Raw genomic sequence first — 24128 nt, 5'->3', positions numbered from 1 at the left:
GCGGGCTAACGTAACGCGATGTGCGGCGAACTGACGGTGAGGTGCGGATTCTCGGGCCAGTAGAGGTGCGCGGGCCGCAGGGGACCGCGGTGCTCACCGGGGCGCGGCAGCGCAGCATCGTCGCGGTGCTCGCGCTCAACGCCGGGTCGCCGGTCGCGATAAACCGCCTGGTGGACGTGTTGTGGGGGGACGATCCGCCGCGCACGGCCGTGCGGTCGTTGCACAGTCATGTCGCACGGGTGCGGCAGGCGCTTGCGGACTGCGGGATGCCCGGCGCGCTCATGACCAAGCCGGGCGGGTACCAGCTCGACGCGGACGTGGACGCGGCGGCGTTCGACCGCACCAGGGACCTGAGCCTGTGGCGCGGGGAGCCGCTGGCCGACACGGAGCTGTTCGGGTGGGGGCGCGCGGAGATCGATCGGTTGCGGGAGCAGCGGATCACGGCGCTGGAGACGTTCTGGGGCGAGCGGCTGGAACAGCGCGACGCGATCGAGGAGCTCGAACGGCTGGTGGCCGGCCACCCCACCCGCGAACGGCTGGCCGGGCTGCTGATGCGGGCGTTGCACCACGACGGCAGGCACGCGGACGCGCTGGAGGTGTTCCGCAGGCTCAGGCAGCGGCTCGCGGACGAGCTCGGCGCCGACCCCGGACCGGAGATCAGTGCCCTGCACACCGCGATCCTGCGGCGCGATCCGTTGCTGCACAGCGCGAAACCCGCCCAGCTGCCCGCCCGCGCCGGGCACTTCACCGGGCGCGAGGCCGAGCTGAAGGAACTGGAGAGCCTGCCGCCGATCGTCGTCGTCTCCGGGGTCGCGGGCGTCGGCAAGACGGCCTTCGCGGTCGAGTGGGCGCGGCGCGTCGCCGACCGGTTCCCCGACGGCCAGGTGTTCCTGGACCTGCAACGGCTCACGCCCGCCCAGGCGTTGACGGAGATGCTGCACAGCCTCGGCGTCCCCGCGGACCGGATGCCGGCCGACCCCGCGCCGCTGTACAGGACGTTGTTGCACGGCAAGAGAATCCTGATCCTGCTCGACGACGTCCGCCGCGCGCGGGACGTGCTGCCGCTCGTTCCCGGTGACCAGGGCAACCTGCTGCTGATCACGAGCCGGGACGCGCTGTCGGCGCTGGGCACGCGGCACGCCGTGCACACCGTGAGCCTCGGCCTGCTCAGCCGGGAGGAGTCGCGCGACCTGCTGACCGGAATCCTCGGCGAGGCGCGGACCGACGCCGAGGCCGCCGCCACCGCCGACCTCGCCGTCCACTGTGGACGGCTACCGCTCGCGTTGCGCATCGCCGCCGCCCGGCTGGCGATCAGGCCCGGCCGCAGGATCGCCGACCTCGTTCGCGAGCTCACCCGCAACGACCCGCTGGACGTGCTGTCGGTCGACGGCGACGACCGCACGGTCCGCACCGTGTTCGCCAGCGCGCACCGCACGCTCAGCCCGCAGGCCGCGACGCTGTTCCGCGTCCTCGGCGAACACCCCGGCGCGAGCTTCCCCGCGGACCTCGCCGACGCGCTCGGGCCGGGCCTGGACGAGCTCGTCGCGTCCCACCTCGTCAGCGAGACGGGCACCGGCCGGTACGCGCTGCACGACCTCATCCGGTTGTTCGCGCGGCAGAGCGGCGACCTCGGCGACGGCGTGGCGCGCCTGCTCGACCGGTACCTGACCATCGCCCACGCGGCGGGCCAGGTGCTCAACCCCCGGCACGACCTCGTGAGCCGCCGGCCGTGCGACGACCTGCCGTTCGGCGACGACCGCGCCGAGGTGCTCGCCTACCTCGACGCCGAACGCGACAACCTCCTGCCCGTCATCCGGCTGGCGGCCAGGGAGAACCTGCACCGCGAGACCTGGCAGCTCGCCTACCTGCTGACGAGCTACTTCGAGGCGCGCGGCAACTGGGCGGCCCGCGTCGAGCAGTGCGAGCACGCCGTCGACGCCGCCCGCGCTCTCGGCGACCAGCGCGCGGAGGCTGAAATGCTGCGCGGACAGGGGATCGCGCTGCAGATGACGTCCCGCACCGCCGAAGCCATGATCGTGCAACGGCAGGCGCTCCGGCTGGCCAGGGAGACCGGCGACCTACGCGGGGAAGCCAGGCTGCACAACAACATCGGCAACGCCCACTCGGGACTCCGCGCGTTCGGCGAGGCGCTGAAGTCCTACCAGGCCGCCATGGACGTGCACGGCGCCGCGGGCGACGAGGTGGGCGTCGCGCTCGCCCGTCGCAACCTCGGCTACACCTACGTCAGGATGGGCAGGCCGGACCAGGCCGCCGCGCCGCTGTTCAAGGCGCTGGACACGTTCCGCGCCAAGGAGAACAGGCGTCTCGAGGCGGCCACGCTGATGACGCTCGGCGACGCCTTCCACCGGCTCGCCGACCTCGCCCCGGCGCTGCTCTACTTCGGCGACGCCCTGAAGATCAGCCGCGAGATCGCCGACCGCCGTTTCGAGGCCGACGCCCTGACCGGCCTCGGCGTCACCCAGCTGGCCCTGAAAGATCCCGGAGCGGCACGGGAGAACCTCACCCGGGCGCTCGAAGTCTGCCGCGACCTCGGCGACGGTCACCGGGAGGCCTCGACGTTGCGCGACCTGGCGGAAGCCGAACTGGCGCTGGGCCGGCGGGAAGCGGCCCGCGAGCACCTCACCGAGGCGCTGCACGCCCGGACCCAGGCCCCTGACGAGTTCGAACAGGCCCTGGTCCACCGCACGTTCGCCGACCTGGAGGGCCGGAACGGGCGGTGGACCAGAGCCGCCGAGCACTGGGCTCAGGCCGTCAGGCTGTTCACCTCTTGCCGCCGATCGTGAACACGGCGACCCGCTTGCCGATCTGGCCCTGCTTCACCGACGTGATCTCCAGCGTGAACTTCTTCTCCTGACCCGTCACCCGGATCACCTTGTACGGCACGCCGCCCTGGCTCGCGCCCGCCTTGATGACGACCGTGCCGCGCGGCGCCGCCGAGTAGTCCTCACCCAGCTTCGCCGTGCCGTCGACGAACCGGTACCCGACCTCGACGTCCTGCTTGGCCGGACCGTTGCGCAGCTTCAGCGTCGCCGTGTACGAATCCGCCGACTCGTGCACCGGTCCGTCGATCGCGTCCACGACGACCGGGCAGTCCGGCGGTTGGCAGTCCGCTGCTCCGTGCGCGGGCACGATCCCGAGCAGAAGCAGCAACAACACCATGATGGTCTTCATTGACAACCCTTTCGGTGGGTCCGTCTCCGAGTAACGGAGACGGACCCACCGGGGTTGATACTCAGTCCTTCTCGTTGATCAGGTACTGGGCGCCGCCGAGGTCCGCGCCCTGGGCGTCGAGCTGACGCACGTGCAGCTCCGCCGGACCGGCCTCGCGGTCGGTCGCGAACGTCAGCGCGGTCTCCACGCGCTCCTCACCCTTGAGCACGATGCCGTCGAAGCGGGCCTTGGTGTCGGCGAGCTGGAACTGCGTCTCGCCGACCTGCTTCACACCGGCGGCCCGGCCACCGGCGGCCTTCCAGCGCGCGGTCAGCTCCTGGCCGAGGTCGAACGTCACCGTGCCCGCGAACGGCCGGGGCGCCTCGATCAGCAACGCCTGCCGGGCGTCGGCGCGGTCAGGGTTGCCGATCGTGTACGGCACCTTGACCGGCTCGAACGGCCGCACCCGCACCGAGTCGACGTTGCGCCACGCGATGTTGTTGTTCCGCTGGGCGTTGAGCTGCGTGTTGGGGCCCTCGGCGAACGTCATCGGGTCGGCGTTCGACACCCACCGGGCGAGCAGGCAGAAGTGCGCGGGGCCGGGGACGTTCGCGCCGTTCCAGGTGATCATCACGGTGGTGCCGGCCACCGGCACGCTCGCCCCGCTGACGCCGATGAAGGTCCAGCCACCCGGCCACGCCGTGCCGCCGCCCAGGTTGCTGCGGTACAGGTACAGGGCGCCGTCGATGTTGCCGATGGCGCCCGCCTTGCGTCTCAAGTTCACGAAGACGTAGTTGTTGACGCCCACGATCGGGTTCTGGGACACGGCGCACGGCACCGGCGTGTGGCACACCTTGATGTCCGGGCTGTAGTAGATGCTGCCGGTGCTGGGCTCGTTGCCGACGTCGCTCACGTTGTCGCGCACGAAGACGTCGCGCTGGTACGGCGTGGCGCTCGCGGCCGGCGCGATGAGCGTGGCGATCGCGAGCAGCCCCGCCAGCACCATTGCCAGTTTGGCTTTCACCATGTCCTCCTCGGTTGTGGTCCTACGACCGAAGGAGTACCGGCGTGCTGTTGTGGCGAGGTTGTCGCGCTGTTGTCCGGGTTGTCAGCCGACGAGGCGGCGGCGCCAGTCGAGCGGCACGGTGATGGTGCGGTTGGGGTCGCGGTCCCACTCGGCGTTCAGGCCCACGGCCCGCAGCGCCGCGACGACCTCGTCACCGATCGCCGTCGTCGTCTCGGCCGTGCCGTCGAAACCGCCGTAGAGCAACGTCAGGCCGTGGCCCTTGGCGGCGTGTTCGGTGCACTGGTTGTGGAAGTAGACGAACCCGCGTGCGCCCGGCGCGGCCTCGTCACCGATCTCGTCCTGACCGCAGGTGCGGCAGCAGGTGAAGTTCTCGCGGGCGGTGACGCCGTCGCTGTCGAGGGCGGCGAACGCGCGGGTGATCCGTTCCGGGTCGGTCTCGCCCTGCCAGACGCTTTGCTGCTCGACGCGTTCGACCCACAGCCGGTCGGCGAGCGCGCGTGCCTGCTCGGGGGAGACGGGCCTGCGGTCGCCGTCGACCAGGTACTCCTCGGCGAGCTCCGCCAGCTTGACGCGCGAGGTGTAGCCGCCGGCCAGCTCGGTGCGGACGCGGTCTTCGAGTTGCCGGAGTTCGTCGTCGGCGAGGTCGAGCGGCGGGACCTCGGGGGCGGCCGGCAGCTCCAGCGGTGCCCAGACGAGCGCGGAGTCCCAGCCCGCGGCCTCGTTCGCCCAGCCGGTGAGAGCCGTGATCACCGCGTTCAGGTCCGGGGTCGACGTCTCGAACTGCCCGTCGCCGTCGCGGTGCTCGACGCTGTACAGGCCGCCGTTCTCGTGCCAGATCTGGGCGAAGACGTTCGGCCGGTCCGGAACCCGCTGGAGCACCAGGAACCGGTCGCCCTCGCCGCCGACGCGCCGGACCAGGTCGGCGAGGTCCGCGGCGGACGGGCGGACGTGCCGCTCCCAGTTCTCGGTCTCCACGACGATCGCAAGCATGCGCCGACTCTAAACGGGGGGCTGGGGGCCGATGTCCGTGACATGACCGGCCGTCCGACATGTCCCGGATGGACGATCTAGGCTGTCGCGGTGATCACCGGGTGGCGGCACCCCGCCCGCCTCGTCGTCCTCGCCTTCCTGGCGGCCACCGCGGCCGGCACGGCGCTGCTGATGCTGCCACTGGCCGCCGAGACCGGTGAGACGACCGGGTTCATGACGGCGCTGTTCACCGCGGTGTCCGGCGTCTCCGGCACCGGCCTGGCGGTGGTCGACACCGGGTCGCACTGGTCGGTGTTCGGCGAGGTCGTGCTGCTGGTGCTGTGGCAGGTCGGCGGCTTCGGCATCATGACGCTCGCGTCGCTGCTGGCGTTGCTGGTGTCGCACCGGCTCGGCCTGCAGATGCAGCTCACCGCCAAGACCGAGACCAACACGCTGAACCTCGGCCAGGTCCGCCGGGTCGTCCTCGGCGTGGTCGTGGTCAGCCTGGTGGTCGAGGCGATCGGCGCCGTGCTGCTCATGCTGCGGTTCTGGCTCGGCTACGGCGAGTCGTTCGGCAGCGCGCTGTACTCGGGCGTGTTCCACTCGATCTCGGCGTTCAACAGCGTCGGCCTCGCGCTCTACCCGGACAGCTTCATGAGGTACGCGACCGACCCGTGGGTGTGCTTCCCGATCATGGCGCTCTCGGTGACCGGCGGGCTGGGGTTCCCGGTGCTGTTCGAGTTCCTGCGCCGGCACCGCAAGCGGTGGTCGCTGCACACGAAGATCACCGTGCCGGTCTACCTGGGGCTGATGGCGTTCGGCACGCTGACCGTGCTCGTCGTCGAGTGGGGCCGCGCCGGCACGCTCGGGCCGTACGGCTTCTGGGAGAAGCTGCTGATCGGGCTGTTCCACGGCGTCATGCCGGGGACGGCCGGGTTCAACACCGTCGACGTCGCCCAGCTGCAACCCGCCACGATGCTGGTGAACGACATCGCGATGTTCATCGGCGGTGGGAGCGCGAGCACGACCGGTGGCATCAAGGTGACGACGTTCGCGCTGCTGGCGTTCGTGCTGCTGGCCGAGGTCCGCGCCGAACCCACCGTGCACGTCATGGGCCGCCGGATCAGCGCGGAGGTGCAGCGCCAGGCCGTCACGGTCGCGCTGCTCGGCGTCGGCGTGGTCATGGCCGGGACCATGATCATGCTCGCCACCAGCACGTTCAGCCTCGACGACGTGCTCTACGAGACCACGGCGGCGTTCGGCGGCGTCGGCATGTCCGCCGGGATCACCCCGCAGCTGTCCGTGACGGGACAGCTGGTCATCATCGTGCTGATGTTCATCGGCAGGGTCGGGCCGATCACCCTGGTGTCGGCCCTGGCGTTGCGGGAACGCCGCCGGCGCTACGAACTACCCGAGGAGCGACCCATTGTCGGATAAGCAGTCGTCCCGCGTCGTCGTGCTCGGACTGGGCCGCTTCGGCAGCTCGCTCGCGCTCGAACTCGTCGCGCAGGGCGTCGAGGTCATGGCGATCGACTCGGACCCGAAGCTCGTGCAGCGGCACGCCGACGACGTCACGCACGCCGTCGTCGCCGACACCACCGACGCCGAGGTCATGCGGCAGCTCGGCGTGGACGAGTTCCAGCGCGCGGTCGTCGGCATCGGCACCGACCTGGAGGCGTCGATCCTGACCACCGCCGTGCTGGTCGACTTCGAGATCCCCAACATCTGGGCCAAGGCGATCAGCCGCGAGCACGGCCGGATCCTCGAACGCATCGGCGCGCACCACGTCGTGCTGCCCGAACACGAGATGGGGGAACGGGTCGCGCACGTCGTCACCGGCAAGATGCTGGACTACATCGAGTTCGAGGACGACTACGCGATGATGAAGGCGCTGCCGCCGCACGAGGCGATCGGCAAGCCGCTCGGGCAGAGCAAGCTTCGCGGGAAGTACGGCGTGACGGTGGTCGGGGTGAAGCGGCCGGGGGAGGGCTTCACCTACGCCACGGCCGAGACCGTGATCGAACGCGGGGACGTGCTGATCATCGCGGGCAAGGTGACGGACGTGGAACGGCTCGCGGACAAGGAGTGACGGGCTCGGCCGCGGTGGAGGCCCGGCTCACGTGACCGGTTCGTCCTGGTGGGACCTGCTGATCGGGGCCGGCATCGCCGTCCTCGTCACGTGGCTGGTCCTCGTGGTCGCGTTGCTCGTCGTGCGGCGGACTGCCGCGCGAGGCGGTGCGGTTGCTGACCGCCGTGCTGCGCGGCGTTGTCCGTCGTGCGGGGATTGCGGCGGTTCGTGCGCATTGGCCTGGGACGGATGACGGGTTTGCCGCTGTCGCCCGCCTCGCCGGTTTGCGGCCGGAAGGTCCGCCGGAAGGCCGATCTGAGTAGTACGTCTGGTCGCCTTGTTCACCTCCCGGCAGGTCGGCGCACACCTGCGCGACTCGTGAGGCACACGCGGAAGTGAGGTACTTCGGCGTCCCGCTGTCGTGCTTGTGGAGGTGTTCGGAGTGGGAGTGTTGAATCGGAAGGGCTGGACGGCCCTGGCGGCCCTCGGGATCGTCGTCGCCGCGGTCGCGCCGTCCGCCATGGCGCAGGACGACGCGTCGAAGCGCAGCGCGTCCTCCGGCGACCGCACGCAGGAGGTGCGCCAGGCCATCCAGGGTGGCAAGGCGCGCAACGTCATCCTCTTCATCGGGGACGGCATGGGCGACTCGGAGATCACGAGTGCCCGCAACTACTCGCGCGGTGCCGCGGGCAGACTGAACATGGACACGTTCCCGCTCACCGGCGCGTACACGACGTACGCCGTGACGCAGAACGATCCGTCCAAACCGGACTACGTGACCGACTCGGCCGCGTCCGGCACGGGCTGGGCGACCGGCACGAAGACCTACAACGGCGCGATCTCCGTAGACGCGTACGGGAACTCGGTGCCGACGCTGCTGGAGCTGGCCAAGCGCCAGGGCTACCGCACCGGTGACGTCACCACCGCCGAGGTGCAGGACGCGACGCCCGCCGTGCTCGGGTCGCACGTCGTCAACCGGGACTGCAAGGGTCCTGACGAGACGACGGCGAAGTGCGCGGTGAACGCCAAGGAGAACGGCGGCGCCGGCTCGATCGCCGAGCAGCTCGTGCAGACCCGTCCGGACGTGCTGCTGGGCGGTGGCGCGAAGTACTTCAACCAGAAGGTCAAGGCCGGGCAGTTCAAGGACAAGACCGTGCTGGACCAGGCGAAGGCCGCCGGGTACCAGCTCGCCACGGACGCCGCGGCGCTCAAGTCGGTGAAGAAGGACAAGCCGGTGCTCGGCCTGTTCGCCGACGGCAACATGGAGGTCCAGTGGGCGGGCCCGGCCGCGAAGGTCGGCGGCACCCCGGCGGCGAAGTGCACGCCGAACCCCGCACTGCCCGGTGCCGCGCCCAAGCTCGTCGACATGACGCGCAAGGCGCTGGACCTGCTCGACCACTCGAACAAGCGGGACAAGGGCTTCTTCCTGCAGGTCGAGGGCGCGAGCATCGACAAGCAGGACCACGCCGCCAACCCGTGCGGCCAGATCGGTGAGACCGTCGGGTTCGACGACGCGATCGCCGCAGGCCTCGCGTACGCGCGCAGCCACCAGGACACGCTCGTCGTCGTGACGGCCGACCACGGCCACACCAGCCAGATCATCCCGAACGGCACGGCGAGCCCCGGCCAGACCGCCACGCTGATCACGCACGACAACGCCGAGATGACCATCAACTACGCCACCAACACCCCCGGCGCGTCCCAGGAGCACACCGGTACGCAGGTGCGCATCGCGGGCTACGGGCCGCAGGCGGCGAACGTCGTCGGCGTGACCGACCAGACCGACCTGTTCCACACCATCAGCCGCGCTCTGTCGCTGCGCTAACGTCGCACCGAATACTGCCGAAAGGGCCCGTGTTCTCCGGAACACGGGCCCTTTCGCGTCACCGGGTCTGGTGGTGCCGGCGGCAACGGACGGTAGCGGACAAAAGGGAGGAGGAGCCACGTAACTCCAGCAGGATCGGCGGCTTGCGGACCTCGCGGTCGCAGCGGTTCCGGCCTTTGGCGGAGGTGGGAAACCGCATGTGGGGCAGTCGTTGCCGCACGGACTGGAGCCGACGGCCGTGCCTGCGGGCAACCGTGCCGCGCGCTCCACCACGCCCCGAGGACCCTCTGCTGAAGTATCCAAACGACTACTGACAGATGATCCGAATCGAGAAGCAATGGACAAGGCATCCGTCGCGCGCTTCCTGCTGCTGGCGCTGCTGTGGGGAAGCAGCTTCACCTTCATCAAGGTGTCCCTCGAAGGCCTGACACCGGGGCAACTCGTTCTCAGCAGACTCATCCTCGGCGCGGCGGTGCTGCTCTCGATCGCGGCGCTGCGCAAGGTCGCGCTGCCCAGATCCGCCCAGATCTGGGGCCACATCGCGGCCGCCGGCCTGTTCGGCAACGTCATCCCGTTCCTCCTGCTGTCCTACGGCGAGAAGACGACCGGCGCGGGCATCGCGGGCGTGCTGATCGGCGCGACCCCGCTGCTCACGCTGGGACTCGCCACGGCCGCGCTGCCGTCCGAGCGGGCCACCTCGCGCAAGGCGGTCGGGCTGGTGCTCGGCTTCATCGGCGTGGTGCTGCTGATCGGGCCGTGGCACGAGTCGCTCGGCTCGCTCAGCGGGCGGCTGGCGTGCTTCGGCGCGGCCATCAGCTACGCGATCGGGTTCGTGTACGTCCGCAAGTACCTGTCGCCGCTGGGGTTGGCGCCGTTGGCACTCGCGGCCTCGCAGCTCGTGTCGGCGGCGGTGCTGCAGGCGGTCGTCACGCCGTTCCTCGACTGGCGCACGCCGGACTTCACCGGGCCGGTGACGCTCAGCATCGTGCTGCTCGGCATCCTCAGCACCGGGCTGGCCTACGTGCTCTACTTCCGGCTCATCGGTGACGTCGGGGCGACCACGGCCTCCGCGGTCAACTACGTGGTGCCGGTGTTCGCGGTGCTCGTCAGCGTGATCTTCCTCGGTGAGCACATCACCTGGAACCTCATCGCGGGCGGTCTCGTGGTGCTGGTCGGCGTGGCGTACGCGGAGAACCGGCTGGGGCAGCTGCGCAAGGAGACCACGGGAGCGGTGCGGTGAACCCGGCGGCGGTGCGCAGGACGATCCACGCCGACCTGGACATGGTCATGGACCGCGACCCGTCGATCCTCTCCCGCAGCGAGGCGTTGCTGCACCCGACGGTCATCGCGATCTGGGGACACCGCCTGTCGCACCGCCTGCACCTGCGCGGGCACCGGCGCGCCGCCCGGCTGGTGATGGTGCTCGCCCGGTTGCTGACCGGCGGCATCGAGATCCACCCCGGCGCGACGATCGGGCGCGGGTTCTTCATCGACCACGGCGCGGGCGTCGTGATCGGCGAGACCGTGGTCATCGGCGACGACGTCACGATCTTCCACCAGGTCACCCTCGGCGCCGTCGGGTGGTGGCACGACAACCAGCGGCCGGAGGGGTCGCGCCGGCACCCCAAGCTGGGCGACCGGGTGGTGATCGGGGCCAACGCGACGTTGCTCGGCCCGATCACCGTCGGCCACGACTCCGTGGTGGGCGCCCAGGCCCTCGTCATCCGCGACGTCCCCGCCGACTCGCGGGTGCTGGCCCCGTTCTCCGTGCCCGCGCTCAAGTCGACGCGCGGCGTGGTGAAGGCGGCCAGGGTGCGCCACCCCGTCACCACCACCCCGAGGCACAAGGGAGCGGTTTTCCCGACCTGGTGACATCCAACTGAATCGGAGACCCTGCGATGACCCGACAGCTCACCGGACGACCTCTCGCCCAGTCACTCGAAGACCTCATCGGCGGTACCCCGATCGTCCGGCTCGACCTCGGCGTCACCACGGCGCGGTTGCACGCCAAGCTGGAGATGGCGAACCCCCTGTCGAGCGTGAAGGACCGCGCCGCCCTCTACATGGTCAACGGGGCGGAGGAACGCGGCCAGCTCACCAGGGGATCGGGCACGATCGTCGAGGCCACGTCCGGCAACACCGGCATCTCGCTGGCCTCGATCGCCGCCGCCCGCGGGTACAAGTGCGTGATCGTGCTGCCCGACAGCGCGACCAGCGAACGCATCCAGCTGCTGCGGGCGTTCGGCGCGGAGATCGTGCTGACCCCGTACCAGGAAGGCTACGTGGCGGCGATCGCCAAGGCCGAGGAGATCTCCCGCGAACGGCCCGGCTCGTGGTTCGCCTGCCAGCACGAGAACCCCGACAACGTGGCCGCGCACTACGCCACCACCGGCCCCGAGATCTGGAACGACACCGACGGCGAGATCGACGTCTTCGTCTGCGGTGTCGGCACCGGCGGCACGCTCAGCGGCACCGCGAAGTTCCTCAAGGAGCGCAACCCCGCGATCCGCGTGGTCGCGGTGGAACCGGAGGGCTCACCGGTGCTCAGCCAGGGCTGGGGCGGCCTGCACCGCATCCCCGGCCTCAACGGCGGGTTCGTCGCGCCGACCACCGACGTCGACCTGATCGACGAGGTGCTGACCGTGTCGAACGAGGACGCCTACAGCACCGCCCGCGAACTGGCCCGCACGGCGGGGCTGCTCGTCGGCGTCTCCTCCGGCGCGGCCGCGCACGCCTCCCGCGTGCTGGCCGGACGCCCGGAGCACGCCGGCAAGAACTTCGTGACCGTCTTCCCCGACACCGGGGAGCGGTACCTCTCGTGGTTCACCCAAGAAGAAGACAACTGACGCCGAGAAGCACGTCATCAACTAGGAGTGACAGACATGACGCAAGTGTCCAACATCCTGCTTCCCGGCGAAGGCGAGTCGGTGCAGATCGGCACGACCACCCACACCACCTTCAAGGCGAGGGGCAGCGAGACGGACGGGCGCCTCGGCCTGTACGAGCACCGGATGGCCCCCGGCGCCCCCGGTGCCTCGCCGCACGTGCACAACGAGCAGCTCGAAGCGTTCTACGTGCTGCACGGCATGGTGGAGCTGCACCTCGACGGCAAGTCGTTCGCCGCGCCTCCCGGCACCTACGTCAACGTGCCGATGGGCGTCTCGCACGGGTTCCACAACCCGTACAAGGACCAGGCGACGATGCTGATCATCTTCACGCCCGCGCTCAACCGCGAGGAGTACTTCCGCGGCCTCGCCGAGATGTACGCGGACGGCAACAAGCCCAACGAGGACGAGCTCCTGGCGCTGATGGCGAAGTACGACCAGTTCGAGGTCACGATGAACGGGTACGACGTCCCCAACTGGGGCCGGCACTAAAAGGTGAGCGCGCCCGTCTCCGTCCACAGTGGACAGAGACGGGCGCGCTGTGCCGAATTGAGACGGCAAATGGCCGCAGGGCGGGTGAATTCGCTGTGAGAGAGCATCTTTTGGCGCAGTGTTCCGGCCGGTTCACAAGATTAATGTTGTGATCATGTGGTGGACGGTGCTCGGGGCGGTCGGGGCGTACCAGGACGGCCGGGGCATCGACCTCGGCGGCCCGAAGCAGCGACGGGTGCTGGCGGCGTTGCTGGTCGAGCCCGGATCGGCGGTCGCGGTGCACCGGCTGATCGACGCCGTCTGGGGAGTTTCCGCGCCCGCCACGGCGGTGGGCACGTTGCGCGCGTACGTCGCGAACCTGCGCAGGGCACTGGAACCGAACCGCGCACCCCGCGCCGCGGAGACCGTGCTGGCCACGTCTCCCGAGGGCTACCGGCTGCTGGTCTCGCCGGACGAGCTCGACGCCGTGCGGTTCCGCGCGCTGGTCGGTTCCGCTGCCGCCGCACGGGCGCAGGGACGTGCGGCCGACGCGCTCACCGACCTCGAGATCGCGCTGAAGCTGTGGCAGGGCCCGGCGTTCGGCGAGTTCGCCGGGGAGTCGTTCGCCGCGACGGCCGCGGCCGAGCTGGAGGAGCTGCGGCTCGCGGCCCAGGAGGACCACGCGGACGCCGAGCTCGCGGTCGGGCAGCCGGCGAAGGCTGCGGTGGCGTTGCGGCTGCTGGTGGCCGCGGAACCGTTGCGGGAACGCCGCTGGGAGATGCTGGCCCTCGCGCTCTACCGCAGCGGGCGGCAGGCCGACGCGCTGACGGCGCTGCGGGACGCGCGCCGGTCGCTGGTGTCGGAGCTCGGCATCGAACCGAGGGCGGCGCTGCGGCATCTGGAGCAGGCGATCCTCAACCAGGACACCACCCTCGACCTCGTCCGCACCCCCGTGCGGGTGGTGACGCCGGAGGTGCTGCCGGGGCGCGGGGACGTGCTGCGGTCGCTCCGGCAGGCGTTCGCGGTGGCGGAAACCGGGCAGGGGCAACTGTTCCTGGTCACCGGTGAACCGGGGATCGGCAAGACGCGGGTGGCCGAGGCGGCGGCCGCGATGGGACGCGGGCTCGGCTTCACCGTGGTGCTGGGGCGCTGCCCGGACAGCGAGGGCGCACCGGCGTTCTGGCCGTGGGTGTCGGTGCTGCGCGCGGTGCTGGAAGGCGACGAACCGTTGCGCGCCTTGGCGGACCGGGTGGGGCTCGGCGCGTTGCTCGACACCGGATCGACGGCGTTGCCGCGCGAGAGCGGACTGCACGGCGCGATCGCCGAGGTGGTCGCGGAGGCCGTGCGCCGCCGCCCGACGTTGCTGATCCTGGACGACCTGCACTGGGCCGACCCGGATTCCGTCGTGGTGCTGCGGGTTCTGACGACCATGCTGCCCGAGCTGCCGTTGCTGCTGCTCGCGGCCAGCCGCGACGGCGCGGACCTGACCGAGCCGGTCGCGGGACTGCTCGCGCAGCTCACCGGACGCTGGGCGACGCGCTGGCCGTTGCGGCGGCTGACCGAGGCCGAGGTGGACGAGGTGCTCGCGGACTGGCCGGACGGCGGGCAGCCGGACGCGGCGCGGGTGGTCTACCAGCGGTCCGGCGGAAACCCCTTTCACGTCGTGGAGCTCGCGAGGTTGCTGCCCAAGGTGGCGCCCGGCTCGTTGGCTGAGGTGTTGCCGCACGGCACGCGCGACCTGATCCAGCACCGCCTGCGCAGCCTGCCGGGCGAGGCGGGCGTGGTGCTGGTGGCGGCGGCGATGATCGGCGAGGAGTTCCGCGCCGACGTGCTGGCGGACGTCGCCGGGATGTCCGCCGCGCCGTTGCTGGACGTCCTCGACGCGGCGCTGAGCTGGGGCCTGGTGACCGAAGGCGCGACACCGGGGCACTACCGGTTCAGCCACGCGCTGGTGCGCGACACCGTGCGTTCGTCGGTGTCGCAGCTGCGGTCGGCGCACTGGCACGCCACCATCGCGCGGGTGCTTTCCCAGCGGGCGCAAGGGGATGACGCGCTGGACGTCGTCGCGTTCCACTGGCTGGAGGCGGCGTCGGTCGGGCACGCGGAGGAGGCGATCGAGGCCGGTCGGGCGGCAGCGGACCGGGCCGAACGCGTGCACGCCTACCAGCACGCGGCGACCGTGCTGGCGTCGGTCGTGGACGTGGTCGACCGGTACGCGGCTCCCCGCACCACCGACGAAACGCGCCGGTTGTTCGAGGTGCTGGTGCGGCTGGGTCGCACGAGTTGCCGTGCGGGACTGCAACAACAGGCGTCGGCGGTGCTGCGGCGGGCCATCAGCGTCGCCGGACGACTGGGCGATCCCGAGGCGCTCGCCCTCGCCGCCACCACCTACAGCACCGAGTCGTTCTGGTCGATGCGCGACTACCGGGTCGTCGAGCACACGGTGCTGGACGCGTTGCTGGAGGCGGTTCGTCAACTGCCGCAGGAGGACTCGCCGTTGCGGTGCCTGTCGCTCGCCGCGATCGCGACCGAGCGGTACTTCGAGACCGGGCCCGACGTGGACGAGGCCGACCAGCCGTCGGCGACCGCCGTGGCGATGGCCCGCCGCCTCGGTGATCCCGTGTTGCTGATGCGCGCGTTGCACCTGCGGCACCAGGCTATCCGGCACGCGGACACGCTCGAGGAACGCCACCGGATCGTCGAGGAGCAGGTGGAACTGGCCGCGCTGCCCGAGATCGGCGCGGACTGGGTACCGCGGGTGAAGCTGCGCCGGGCGCTGACGTTCCTGGAGGCGGGCGACATGCGGGCCGCGCAGGCCGACATCGACGCGTGCGCGGAGGCCAACCAGCTCATGCAGCTGCCCGAGGTCGACGTGCACCTGCGGTGGTGGACGGCGATGCGCGCGGGACTGTCCGGTGACACCAAGGCCGCGGTGCGGTTGTCGGAGCAGGTGTTCGAGCTGCACCGGCAGACGGTGTGGGGCTCCGAGCCGGCGATCGTCGCGCAGCTCATGTCGTGGCTGATCGACGAGGGCAGGTTCGCCGACGCCAGGCGGGTGCTGGCGAGCCGCAACGTGCCGGGCAGCCCGGTGAGCGCCGAGCACCTCGGGTTGATGCAGGCGTTGCAGGGCGACGTCGAGGCGGCGCGGCGGAACTGCCCGCCGGCCGGAGTGCTGCCAGAGCCGCCGAAGGACTGGTTGTGGCTCATGCTGATGGTGCTGCGGGCCTACACCTGGGCGTTGTGCGGTGACGCCGCGTCCTGCCGGTGGGCGCTGGACAGGCTGATGCGGTACTCCGGGCGCAGCGTCACGACCGGGTCCGCGATCCTCTGCTGGGGGTCGATCGACCACTTCCTCGGGGAGGTCGCGGCGACGGCCGGTGAGGTCGACCTGGCGTTGCGGCTGCTGGGAAAGGGCATGCGGCACAACGCCGACATGGGGTGCGAGACGTGGCGGAAGCGGTCGGAGGCGCGGCTCGCCGAACTGGTGTGGAGCGCCCGCTCGCCAGGCTGATCTGAAAGCGCTTTCACGACGCGGGAAGCCTCGCTGACCGACCTGCTCCGGGGCCGCCCCAATCCGGGTCCAACGTCGTCCCAATCCCGTCCCGTGATCCTCGACCGGGAAGAAGGGACGACGACGTGATTCATTCACCGGGTTCCGTCGAGTGCAGGACGTTCGACGTGTTCACCGTCCTGCACGACGGCAGACTCGCGGACATCGGCGGCCCGAAGCAGCGGCTGCTGCTCGCGCACCTGGTGTGCCGGGCGAACTGCGTGGTGTCGGTGAAGGACCTGCTCGACGCGCTGTGGGGTGACTCGCCGCCCCGCACGGCGGTGAAGAACCTCCAGGTCTACGTCTCCAAGCTGCGCCGGGTCTTCGGCGACCGGCTGTGCCACGCGGGCAACGGCTACCGGCTGAGCCTCGGGCCGGGGGAGTGCGACCTGCTGCGGTTCGAGGCGCTCGCCCGGCAGGGCAGGCAGCTGCTGCGCGGCGCGGACACCGAGGCGGCGATGGACCTGCTCGGGCAGGCGATCGCGTTGTGGCAGCCGCCGCTGGCGGAGTTCGCCGACGAACCGAGCCTCGCCGTCGAGCTGGGGCGAAGACAGGAGCTGTTCCTCGTCGTGCTGGAGGACTGGGCGGAGCTCGCGGTGGCGGCGGGCGACCACCAGCAGGCACTCGACCGGCTGGGCGAGCACGTCCGGCCGCACGCCCTGCGCGAACGCCTCGGTGCCGCGTGGATCCGGTCGCTCGCCGCGGCCGGCCGGGTGCGGGAGGCGTTGGCGCACTACGAACACGTGCGCCGGACGCTGGCCGACGAGCTCGGCGTCGACCCTGGACCAGAGCTGACGGCCGTCTACCGGCAGCTGCTCGACGGCGCGGCCACCCCCGCGCGGAGCGCCGGCGGCCAGACGCCCGGCAACCAGCTGCCGCGCGACGTACCGGACTTCGTGGGACGGCGGGCCGAGACCGGGCAGGTGCTCGCTCACCTCACCAGCCCGCACGGGCTCGACGTCGTGCTGGTGTCCGGGCCCGTCGGCAGCGGCAAGACCGCGTTCGCCGTGCACGTCGCGCACCTGCTGCGGGACGCGTACCCGGACGGCCAGGTGCTGGTCGACCTCGCGGACGGTGACGGCACCGCGAAACCGGCCGACAGGGTGCTCGCCGAGCTGCTCGACCTGTCCGGCCAGGACGCGGGACCGCAGCCGCTCGGCCGGTGGCGGCGCTGGATCGCCCGCCGCAGGCTGCTGATCGTGCTGGACAACGCGGCCCACGAGGACGTGGTGCGCGCGGCGTTGCCGGGATCCGGTTCGAGCGCGGTGATCGTGGCCGGCAGCACCTGGCTGAGCGGCCTGGAGTCGGTGCTGCGGGTGCAGCTCGGGCCGTTGGGGGACGCGGAGAGCCGCGAGCTGCTCGGCCGGGTCGTCGGGTCCGGCCGGGTGCTCGCCGACCGCGACGCCGTGCGCCGGATCCTCGACGGCTGCGAACGCTCGCCGCTCGCCATCCGGATCGCGGCGGCCAAGCTCGCGGCGTTGCGGCACCTCACGCTGGCCGAGTTCGCGGACCGGCTCACCGACCAGCGCCGGGTGCTCGACGAACTGGCGGTGGGCGGCCTGACCCTGCGCGACCGGCTGACCCGGTGGTACCGCGGGCTTTCCGAGCAGCACCGGGCCGCGTGCCGGCGGATCGCCGAGCTGCCCCCGCCGCCGTTCGGGCACGGGCTGGTCGCCGCCGCGCTGACCGGACTGTCCACTTCGGAGGACCTGCTGCTGGAGTCGTTGCTGGAGGCCAACGTCCTGACCGCGCCGGACGCCGAGGTCGTCGCCTGCGAGGCCAGCTACGAGATGCCCGCCGCGACCTACTGGCTGCTGCGGGAGGTGGTGGAGCGGGAAGCGGCGGTGGTGCCGTTCCCGCGTCCGAACCTCATCCATTTCGATGCCGCAGGAAGTCCCTGAAGACGTCGACCAGCTCGTCGGGGTCGATGCTCGCGAGCGGGTCGGTGTCCGGCCCGCAGCGCGCGCACCCCTTCGCGACGCGCAACGCCGTCGCGGCCTGGTTGGCGAACAGCGCCAGCAGGTCGAGGTCGCCGAGGTCCGAGCGGCTCTGCTCAGCGGGGTCCAGCACCTGGAGCACGCCGAGCACCTGCCCGTCGGCCAGCAACGGCGCCGCCATCAGGGCGTTCGGCACGTACCGGGTGGACTCGGCGATGTCGCGGGCGAACGTGTTGTTGTCCCGCAGGTCGTCCACGATCATCGCCTGCCCCGAGCTCACGACCCAGCCCGCGATGCCCCGGTTGGCGGGAATGCGCGTGCCGACCAGGAAGTCCTGCCCCTCACCGGCGACGGCCTCGAAGACGAGCTCGCCCGCGGCGTCGTCGAGCAGGAACACCGAGCTCGCCGCCGCGCCGAAGATCGCCCTCGCGACCTCCACGATCGACTGGAGCAGCGCGCGGGTGCCGCCGGGTGCCGCTGAGACGTCGAGTGTCACGGCCAGAACCTCATTTCTCGGTGCGGACGTTCGCCGCGGCCAGGTACAGCACGGTCTTGAGCTGGAAGATCGTCAGGCCGGGGTGCTTGGCGAGGATCAACGCCGCCAGCCCGGCGATCCGGGGCGTCGCGAAGCTGTTGCCGGTCGTGCGGGCGGTGCCGCCGCCGGGCCACGCGACCACCACGTCCCGGCCCATGGCGAAGAACTCCACCGGTGGCGCCGGGTTGTACAGGTAGAGATCCGGGTCGGACTCCTGGTGGCTGCCGACCGACAGCACCGAGCAGAACCGCCACGGGAAGCTCACCACGGGCGTGTTGTGGGCGGACGCGACGATCGCCGAACGCCGGAAGTACGCCTCGTCGGCCAGTTCGTGCAGGTCCTGCGCGAACTTCGTGCGGGTGGTCGACAGGCTCATGTTGATGACGTCGAAACCCTGCTCCACAGCCCATTTCAGGCCGGTGAGCAGGAAGTCGCCGCTGCCGGAGAACCGCTCGCCGAGCACCCGGACGCTGTGCAGCTCGCAGTCCGGGGCCATCTGCCGGATGATCCCGGCGCACGCCGTGCCGTGGCCGCACGTGTCGTGGTGCTCGGCCGGGCGCACCTCCGGGCCGTTCTCGCCCTTGACCACCTCGTGCGAGCTCGTGACGGGGCCGATCAGCGGGTGCTCGCCGTCGACCCCGCTGTCGACGACGCAGACCCGGACACCGGCGCCGGTCGAGCCGCCGTAGGCCCACTCGGGGGTGACCTGGTCCAGCGCGATGGCGTCGACGCCGATGTCGTCGGGGCCCTGGTTGCGCAGGCCCCAGCTGAGTGTGCGGGTCACCGCACCGCCTTCCTGAGTCGGGCGGCTCGGCGCTCGCCCACGACATGTCCCTTGCCGCGGAACAACTCCTCGGCCCGTTGTGCTGCTTGTTCGTCACCGCTGACCGTCGCGAGGTCGAGGTGCGCGACGGCCTGGGTGAGCGGTGACTCGGTGGTCATCGCCAGCGCCACCGCTTCTCCCGCCAGTTCCGGGTTCCCGGTGATGAGGGCCTGGATGCCCAGCTGGTCGGCGGCCTCCGGGGTGGCCAGGTCGCCGGCCGGGGTGAACTCGGCGGGTTTCCCCTGGCTCAGCAGGACTCTGGCCAGTTCCCGTTGCGCGGTGGCGACCAGGTCCGGGATGCCGGCGGCTCGGCTGAGGGTCTCGCGCAGCAGGCGTTCGGCGGAGGTGAGGCGTCCGGCGAGGGCTTCCACGCCGGCGGCGAAGAGGGGGCCGACGATCGCCGCTTCCGCGTAGCCGAGTTCTCTGGCGAACCTCTCGGCTGTCCGCAGGCGTTGTCCTGCCTCCACGTCTTCGCCTTGCAGAGCAAGGAGGTTGGCCAGCGGGTAGTTGAGGGTGAGGGCGACGACGTCGTGGTCGTGCTCGGCGAGCAGGGCGCGGCACCGGCGGGCGGCTTCGGCGGCCGGGACCGGGCCGTGCCACAGCGAGATGCCCAGCGCGCCGAGCGCCACCGCCTGCTCCGGTGCGGCCTCGGCGTGGTGCAGCGCCCTGGTCAGGAGTTGTCCGGCGTCCGCGTGGGCGCCTCGCAGCTGCTGTTCCTGGGCGATCCGGATGAGGCAGCGCGCCTGACCCAGGTGGTCGCCGGCGCTTTCGAACGTCTCGAAGACCTGTCGTGCCGTCTCGGCGCGCTCTTTCGGTGACGCCGGGAGCTGGAGCCGGGCGTGGGCCACGGCCTGCGCGTCGCCGGTGTCGATGATGGCCTGGAGGAGCTCGGTGGCGGGGTCGCCGGTGGCGATCTTCGTCTCGGCCACCACCTGCGCGGCCGCCGCCCACCACGGGTCGTCCGCCTTGGTGAGGGACAGCGCGCGGCCGCCGAGGTTCTCGGCCCAGGACAGGTCGGCGCGGTCGAGCGCGGTGCGGGCGGCGTTCGTGAGCACCTCGGCGGCCTGGCAGCGCAGGTCGCTCGTGTGGGCGTCGCGCATGCCGAGGCCGTGCCGGTGCAGGTAGGCCTGTTCGAGGTGGTGACCGGTGGCGTCCTGCGAGGCGAGCTGCTCGTGCCAGTCGGCCCGCCTGCGCTTGCTGATGCCGTTGTACGTGACGTCGCGGAGCAGTCCGCTGTGGAACCGGTAGTCGAGGGCGGCGACGGGTTCGACCAGGCCGCGCCGCATCAGCTCGCTCACCGAGGCGTCCGACTCGGCGAGCTTGACGGCCTTCTTCGCGGCGAACTGCCTGCCCACCACCGCGGCCGCGTCCAGCACGACCCGGTCCGGCGCGTCCAGGGCGTCGATGCGGGCGGCCAGCACCGCCGTCACCGTGACCGGGAGGGTGTCGGGGTCGGCGCCGTCCTCGAGCATGCCGACGAGCTGTTCGAGGTAGAGCGGGTTGCCTTCGGCGCGGTCGATCACGCGGTCGAGGACCGTGGGGCCGTGCGCCTGCACGGGGACGAGCTCGGCGGCCAGGCGAGCCGACTCGTCCGGGGTGAGAGGGGTGACGTGCAGGGTGACGGCCGCGTCGGTCAGGCCCCGGCCGGCGCAGAGCAGCAGGACGCGGGAGGTCTTGAGGGCTTCCGCGAGGGTGGTGACGCCGTCGAGGAGGGTGCGGTCCGCCCACTGGAGGTCGTCGACGACCAGCGCGACCGGGCGGGTGGTGGCGAGGCCCGAGAGGACGGTGGCGACGGCGTGGAAGGTGGCGTCGGCGGAGTGGCCGGGGGTGCCGTCGCGGAGCAGGCCGGAACGCAGGGTCTGGAGGGCAGGGCTGGTCGGTTGGTGTGGGTTGTCGCCGATCGCCGCCGGGGCGACGCTGCCTTGCGCGGCCTGGAGCGGGCCGTCGCCGGCCTCCGCCGCGTCCAGGATCCCCTGCACGGCCTGTGCGAGCGGCGCGAGGCTCGCCTGGTCGCGGTACGGGTGGCAGCGCCCGGCACCCACGAAGGCGTTGGCGGGCAACCACTCCTGGATCAGCCGCGTCTTGCCGATGCCCGCCTCGCCGCTGATCGTCAGGTGCTGTCCGCGCCCGTCGAGCACCTCGGCCCAGCGGTCGGCGAGCAGCCCGAGCTCGGCCGTCCTCCCGACGAACGGCACGTCCGACGGCAGCGTGCGGTCGGCGTGGGTCTGCACGGCGTGCACGCGGTAGGCGGTGACCGGGTCGCGCTTTCCCTTCAACGCCAGCGCGCCGACCTCCTCGACGTCCGCCGCGGAGCCGAGCAGCTCGCGCGTGACCGGTCCGATCAGCACCTGGCCGGGGCCCGCGTTCTGCTCCAGGCGTGCGGCGACGTTGACGACCTCGCCCGCGACCAGGTTCTCGTTGGCGCCCACCGCGGACGTGGCGACGACCTCGCCGGTGTTGACGCCGATCCGCACGGCCAGGCGGCAGCCGAAGCTCTCCTCCAGGTCGGCGTTGAGCTCGTCGAGGCCCGCGATGATGTCCAGCGCGGCCGCGGTGCCGCGCCGCGCGTCGTCCTCGTGCACCACCGGCACGCCGAAGACGGCCATCACGGCGTCACCGATGAACTTCTCGACCGTGCCGCCGTGGCCCTCGATCCGTTCGCGCGCGGTGTCGAAGTAGCGCAGCACGATCGACCGCAGCAGCTCCGGCTCCAGGATGCCGGACAGCTCGGTGGAGCCGACCAGGTCGCAGAACAGGACCGTCACGAGTTTGCGTTGTTCCACGACATCCCCCTAGAACAACGCCGCGCCCGCGACGACCGAATGGGCCTGGACCTCGGGCTCGACCTCGTCGAGCCGCCGCTTGATGTCGAGGATCAGCTCCAGCTCCTGCCCGGACAGCTCGCCGAACACGGCGCGCTGCTCGTCGGTGCAGGAGTCGACGGGAAAACCTGCTGCTGCCAACGCGTCGAGGTTGGTGTCAAACTCGGAGCTCACTGCGGGCCTCCCGGGTCAGGTGGTCGAAGAGGTCGATCAGCGCGGCAGCGGTGTGCAGCGCACTGGCGCGGACGGCCGCGCGCTGGGCGGCGTCGAGGGGAAGCTCCGCGAGCACCGCGAAGATGTCGTCGCTGTGGCCGGGATCGGCGTCGGCGTGGTGCCGCAGGGTGTCGAACGCCTGGTCCGGCAGGCCGGTGTTCCGCGCGAGCAGCCCGGCGAGACCGGGCGACGGCGAGTTGCCCTCCAGCACCGCCATGTACCCGAGCAACGCCACCGGATGACCGTGGTTGATCCAGTAGTACTGCGGCCCGACCAGCCGCACGACCTGGACGGACGGCGGCCGCAGCCGTTCGGCCTCCGGGTCGAGCCCCGCGACGAGCATGTCGTCGAGCAGCCAGTCGTCGTGGCCGAGCTCCTCCTCGATGTGCTCGGGGAGGTAGGCGCGCAGTCTGGTGCTCACCGGGTCGGGCGCGGTGCAGCGGGCGAAGGCCAGCTCCATCAACGGAACCGAGGCCTTGATCACCGCGTGCATCTCGGAGAGGTAGCGGCGGTACCGCTCGCGCAGCCCGTCCGGCTGCCAGAGGGCAGCGGCGCTGCGGCGCAGGGTGGGCGTGACGAGTTCGAGGATCGGCTGGAGGTCGACGCTCATGCTTCACCGCCTACGAGATGGGCGTAGCGGGGGATGCCGTGCCGGCGCAGCAGGGCCTGCGGGCCGCCGGAACGGTCGAGGGCGGCGGCCTGGAGGAGCTCGCCCACGGGGCCGGAGCCGGCGCGGGAGGCCCAGTCGAGGGCGGCGGGGGAGTCGGCGAGGTGGTGGCAGGAGCCGCAGTAGCCGGTGGGGATGTGGTTGCCTGCGGCAGGCGCCGCGGTGGCTGATCCGGTGGAGACGTGAGGTGCGGTGGCGCAGTTGGCTTGCGCTCGGGTCGCGATGTGCAGCGGCCCCACCGTGCGCACCATCCGCAGCACCGGCCGCCCCTGCGCCCGCTCCTGCACCTCGGCCCAGTCGTCGGAGGCGATGTCGCCCAGCACCAGGTGATCCGGCCGCATCCGCCCGTCCACCACGTCCTGGTTGCAGCACGCCACCACCACGCCGTCCACCGCGACCACCGGCCACGCCGCCGTCGCGCACGGTGCCACGGAGTCGTCCGCGACTGCCGAAGCGCCCGCCCACGAGGCCGCGCGGCCTATCGGTTGCACGGCGGCGACGAGCATCGGCACGTCCTCGCCGAACTCCGCCTCCACCTGCGCGGTCACCTCCGCCAGGTACGGGTCGTCGGCGCCGCTGCCGGTGACGTGCAGGCTGGTCGCGGTGCCGTCGCGCAGCAACGTCCGCAGCACCTCGAACACGTCCGCGCGGGCCACTTCCCGTTCGTGGAACACGTCCAGGCTGAGGGAGAAGTGGTCCACCGCGCGGGCCGCGCGGCGGATCGGGGCCGGGAGGTCGCCGCCCCGCGCGAAGAAGGCGCCGGTCAGCACGGCGGTTCTGGTGCCGGCCGCGTTGGCCGCCCACGCCGTTCGGGCCACGAGGTCGGGGCGCAGCAGCGGTTCGCCGCCGGTCAGCATCAGGACCTGGGGCGGGCGGCGCTCGGCGAAGGTGGTGACGAAGCGGAGCAGGTGGTCGGCGTTCAGGTGGCGGCCACGCAGGCCCGCCGCGAACGAGCAGTGCGCGCAGTGCAGCGGACATCGTTCGGTCAGGGTCACCAGGACACCCGCGCAGACGTCCTGGCGCAGCGCCATGATCTCGGCCAGCCGCATCCGCCCACCTCCTCGTCCTGCTCCGAGTGTGGGGTGGTCGCCTGCCGGGCGGTTTGCGTTCGGTATAAGCGCAGGCAGCCGACGCCAGACAGTCCGAAAAGGACATAAGAACGCAA

Annotated in this window: 19 protein-coding genes; 10 read left to right on the top strand and 9 right to left on the bottom strand. The window is 71.6% G+C overall.

All coding sequences use genetic code 11. The annotated features are described in order from the left end of the window. Nucleotides 1-20: 20 nt before the first annotated feature. Entirely contained in the window at nt 21-2804 is a 2784-nt protein-coding gene (locus ACQEU1_RS06240; RefSeq protein WP_433197161.1) for a BTAD domain-containing putative transcriptional regulator, read from the top strand. On the opposite strand, the gene ACQEU1_RS06235 is transcribed toward ACQEU1_RS06240, so the two are convergent. From ACQEU1_RS06235 to ACQEU1_RS06225, 3 genes are all read right to left on the bottom strand, one after another. Then, the gene (locus ACQEU1_RS06235) at nt 2782-3192 is read right to left on the bottom strand and encodes a Calx-beta domain-containing protein (protein WP_433197159.1); all 411 of its coding nucleotides are present in this window, start codon (nt 3190-3192) and stop codon (nt 2782-2784) included. The two genes, ACQEU1_RS06240 and ACQEU1_RS06235, sit on opposite strands and share 23 nt — an antisense overlap. A 61-nt stretch (nt 3193-3253) precedes the next feature. Continuing rightward, entirely contained in the window at nt 3254-4195 is a 942-nt protein-coding gene (locus ACQEU1_RS06230; protein WP_433197157.1) for a hypothetical protein, read from the bottom strand. A gap of 84 nt (nt 4196-4279) precedes the next feature. Further along, on the bottom strand, nt 4280-5188 hold the full coding sequence (locus ACQEU1_RS06225; protein ID WP_433197155.1) for a DUF6891 domain-containing protein: 909 nt from the start codon (nt 5186-5188) through the stop codon (nt 4280-4282). A 90-nt stretch (nt 5189-5278) separates the two neighbouring features. Between ACQEU1_RS06225 and ACQEU1_RS06220 the strand changes: the two genes are divergently transcribed. The 9 genes from ACQEU1_RS06220 (at nt 5279) to ACQEU1_RS06180 (ending at nt 17867) form a co-directional block, all read left to right on the top strand. Continuing rightward, nucleotides 5279-6604, top strand: a complete 1326-nt coding sequence (locus tag ACQEU1_RS06220; RefSeq protein WP_433197153.1) for a TrkH family potassium uptake protein — start codon at nt 5279-5281, stop codon at nt 6602-6604. Continuing rightward, nucleotides 6594-7256 carry a potassium channel family protein gene (locus tag ACQEU1_RS06215; protein WP_433197151.1) on the top strand — a complete coding sequence of 221 codons (663 nt, stop codon included), beginning with the start codon at nt 6594-6596 and terminating at the stop codon, nt 7254-7256. Before ACQEU1_RS06220 ends, ACQEU1_RS06215 begins: the two co-directional genes overlap by 11 nt. A 499-nt stretch (nt 7257-7755) precedes the next feature. After that, nucleotides 7756-9060, top strand: a complete 1305-nt coding sequence (phoA, locus tag ACQEU1_RS06210; protein WP_433211349.1) for an alkaline phosphatase — start codon at nt 7756-7758, stop codon at nt 9058-9060. 337 nt (nt 9061-9397) lie between these two features. Continuing rightward, on the top strand, nt 9398-10300 hold the full coding sequence (locus tag ACQEU1_RS06205; RefSeq protein WP_433197148.1) for a DMT family transporter: 903 nt from the start codon (nt 9398-9400) through the stop codon (nt 10298-10300). Continuing rightward, the gene (gene epsC / locus ACQEU1_RS06200; protein ID WP_433197146.1) at nt 10297-10932 is read left to right on the top strand and encodes a serine O-acetyltransferase EpsC; all 636 of its coding nucleotides are present in this window, start codon (nt 10297-10299) and stop codon (nt 10930-10932) included. The genes ACQEU1_RS06205 and epsC overlap by 4 nt, the downstream gene beginning before the upstream one ends. A gap of 26 nt (nt 10933-10958) precedes the next feature. After that, on the top strand, nt 10959-11906 hold the full coding sequence (gene cysK, locus ACQEU1_RS06195) for a cysteine synthase A (protein WP_433197144.1): 948 nt from the start codon (nt 10959-10961) through the stop codon (nt 11904-11906). A 36-nt stretch (nt 11907-11942) separates the two neighbouring features. Then, entirely contained in the window at nt 11943-12437 is a 495-nt protein-coding gene (locus tag ACQEU1_RS06190; protein WP_433197142.1) for a cupin domain-containing protein, read from the top strand. A 154-nt stretch (nt 12438-12591) separates the two neighbouring features. Next, a complete protein-coding gene (locus ACQEU1_RS06185) occupies nt 12592-15927 on the top strand; it encodes a BTAD domain-containing putative transcriptional regulator (protein WP_433197140.1) in 3336 nt (1111 codons plus the stop codon). Nucleotides 15928-16052: 125 nt separating this feature from the next. Continuing rightward, on the top strand, nt 16053-17867 hold the full coding sequence (locus tag ACQEU1_RS06180; RefSeq protein WP_433197138.1) for a BTAD domain-containing putative transcriptional regulator: 1815 nt from the start codon (nt 16053-16055) through the stop codon (nt 17865-17867). Here the strand turns inward: ACQEU1_RS06180 and ACQEU1_RS06175 are convergent. The 6 genes from ACQEU1_RS06175 to ACQEU1_RS06150 are packed head-to-tail and all read right to left on the bottom strand — an operon-like array spanning nt 17836 to nt 24012. Continuing rightward, nucleotides 17836-18399: a GAF domain-containing protein gene (locus ACQEU1_RS06175; RefSeq protein ID WP_433197136.1), complete on the bottom strand. Its 564-nt coding sequence runs from the start codon at nt 18397-18399 to the stop codon at nt 17836-17838. The genes ACQEU1_RS06180 and ACQEU1_RS06175 overlap by 32 nt on opposite strands. A gap of 10 nt (nt 18400-18409) precedes the next feature. Next, on the bottom strand, nt 18410-19222 hold the full coding sequence (locus ACQEU1_RS06170; protein ID WP_433197134.1) for a S8 family peptidase: 813 nt from the start codon (nt 19220-19222) through the stop codon (nt 18410-18412). Beyond that, a complete protein-coding gene (locus tag ACQEU1_RS06165) occupies nt 19219-22044 on the bottom strand; it encodes an adenylate/guanylate cyclase domain-containing protein (RefSeq protein WP_433197132.1) in 2826 nt (941 codons plus the stop codon). Before ACQEU1_RS06165 ends, ACQEU1_RS06170 begins: the two co-directional genes overlap by 4 nt. 9 nt (nt 22045-22053) lie before the next feature. Then, a complete protein-coding gene (locus ACQEU1_RS06160; RefSeq protein ID WP_382441806.1) occupies nt 22054-22257 on the bottom strand; it encodes an aroma-sacti cluster domain-containing protein in 204 nt (67 codons plus the stop codon). Beyond that, on the bottom strand, nt 22241-22906 hold the full coding sequence (locus tag ACQEU1_RS06155; protein WP_433197129.1) for an iron-containing redox enzyme family protein: 666 nt from the start codon (nt 22904-22906) through the stop codon (nt 22241-22243). Before ACQEU1_RS06155 ends, ACQEU1_RS06160 begins: the two co-directional genes overlap by 17 nt. Further along, entirely contained in the window at nt 22903-24012 is a 1110-nt protein-coding gene (locus tag ACQEU1_RS06150; protein WP_433197127.1) for a radical SAM protein, read from the bottom strand. Before ACQEU1_RS06150 ends, ACQEU1_RS06155 begins: the two co-directional genes overlap by 4 nt. Between the last annotated feature and the right edge of the window lie 116 nt (nt 24013-24128).

The sequence above is a fragment of the Lentzea sp. CA-135723 genome (assembly GCF_050936595.1).
In the GTDB taxonomy this organism is placed as follows: domain Bacteria; phylum Actinomycetota; class Actinomycetes; order Mycobacteriales; family Pseudonocardiaceae; genus Lentzea.
Note: the sequence above shows the minus strand (reverse complement) of the source record. Positions and strands in the feature narration are given on the sequence as shown.

Coding starts and splice junctions, on each gene's coding strand:
- ACQEU1_RS06235 (WP_433197159.1), bottom strand. CDS start 3,192: ATGAAGACCATCATGGTGTTGTTGCTGCTTCTGCTCGGGATCGTGCCC.
- ACQEU1_RS06225 (WP_433197155.1), bottom strand. CDS start 5,188: ATGCTTGCGATCGTCGTGGAGACCGAGAACTGGGAGCGGCACGTCCGC.
- phoA (WP_433211349.1), top strand. CDS start 7,756: ATGGCGCAGGACGACGCGTCGAAGCGCAGCGCGTCCTCCGGCGACCGC.
- ACQEU1_RS06205 (WP_433197148.1), top strand. CDS start 9,398: ATGGACAAGGCATCCGTCGCGCGCTTCCTGCTGCTGGCGCTGCTGTGG.
- cysK (WP_433197144.1), top strand. CDS start 10,959: ATGACCCGACAGCTCACCGGACGACCTCTCGCCCAGTCACTCGAAGAC.
- ACQEU1_RS06190 (WP_433197142.1), top strand. CDS start 11,943: ATGACGCAAGTGTCCAACATCCTGCTTCCCGGCGAAGGCGAGTCGGTG.
- ACQEU1_RS06185 (WP_433197140.1), top strand. CDS start 12,592: ATGTGGTGGACGGTGCTCGGGGCGGTCGGGGCGTACCAGGACGGCCGG.
- ACQEU1_RS06155 (WP_433197129.1), bottom strand. CDS start 22,906: ATGAGCGTCGACCTCCAGCCGATCCTCGAACTCGTCACGCCCACCCTG.
- ACQEU1_RS06150 (WP_433197127.1), bottom strand. CDS start 24,012: ATGCGGCTGGCCGAGATCATGGCGCTGCGCCAGGACGTCTGCGCGGGT.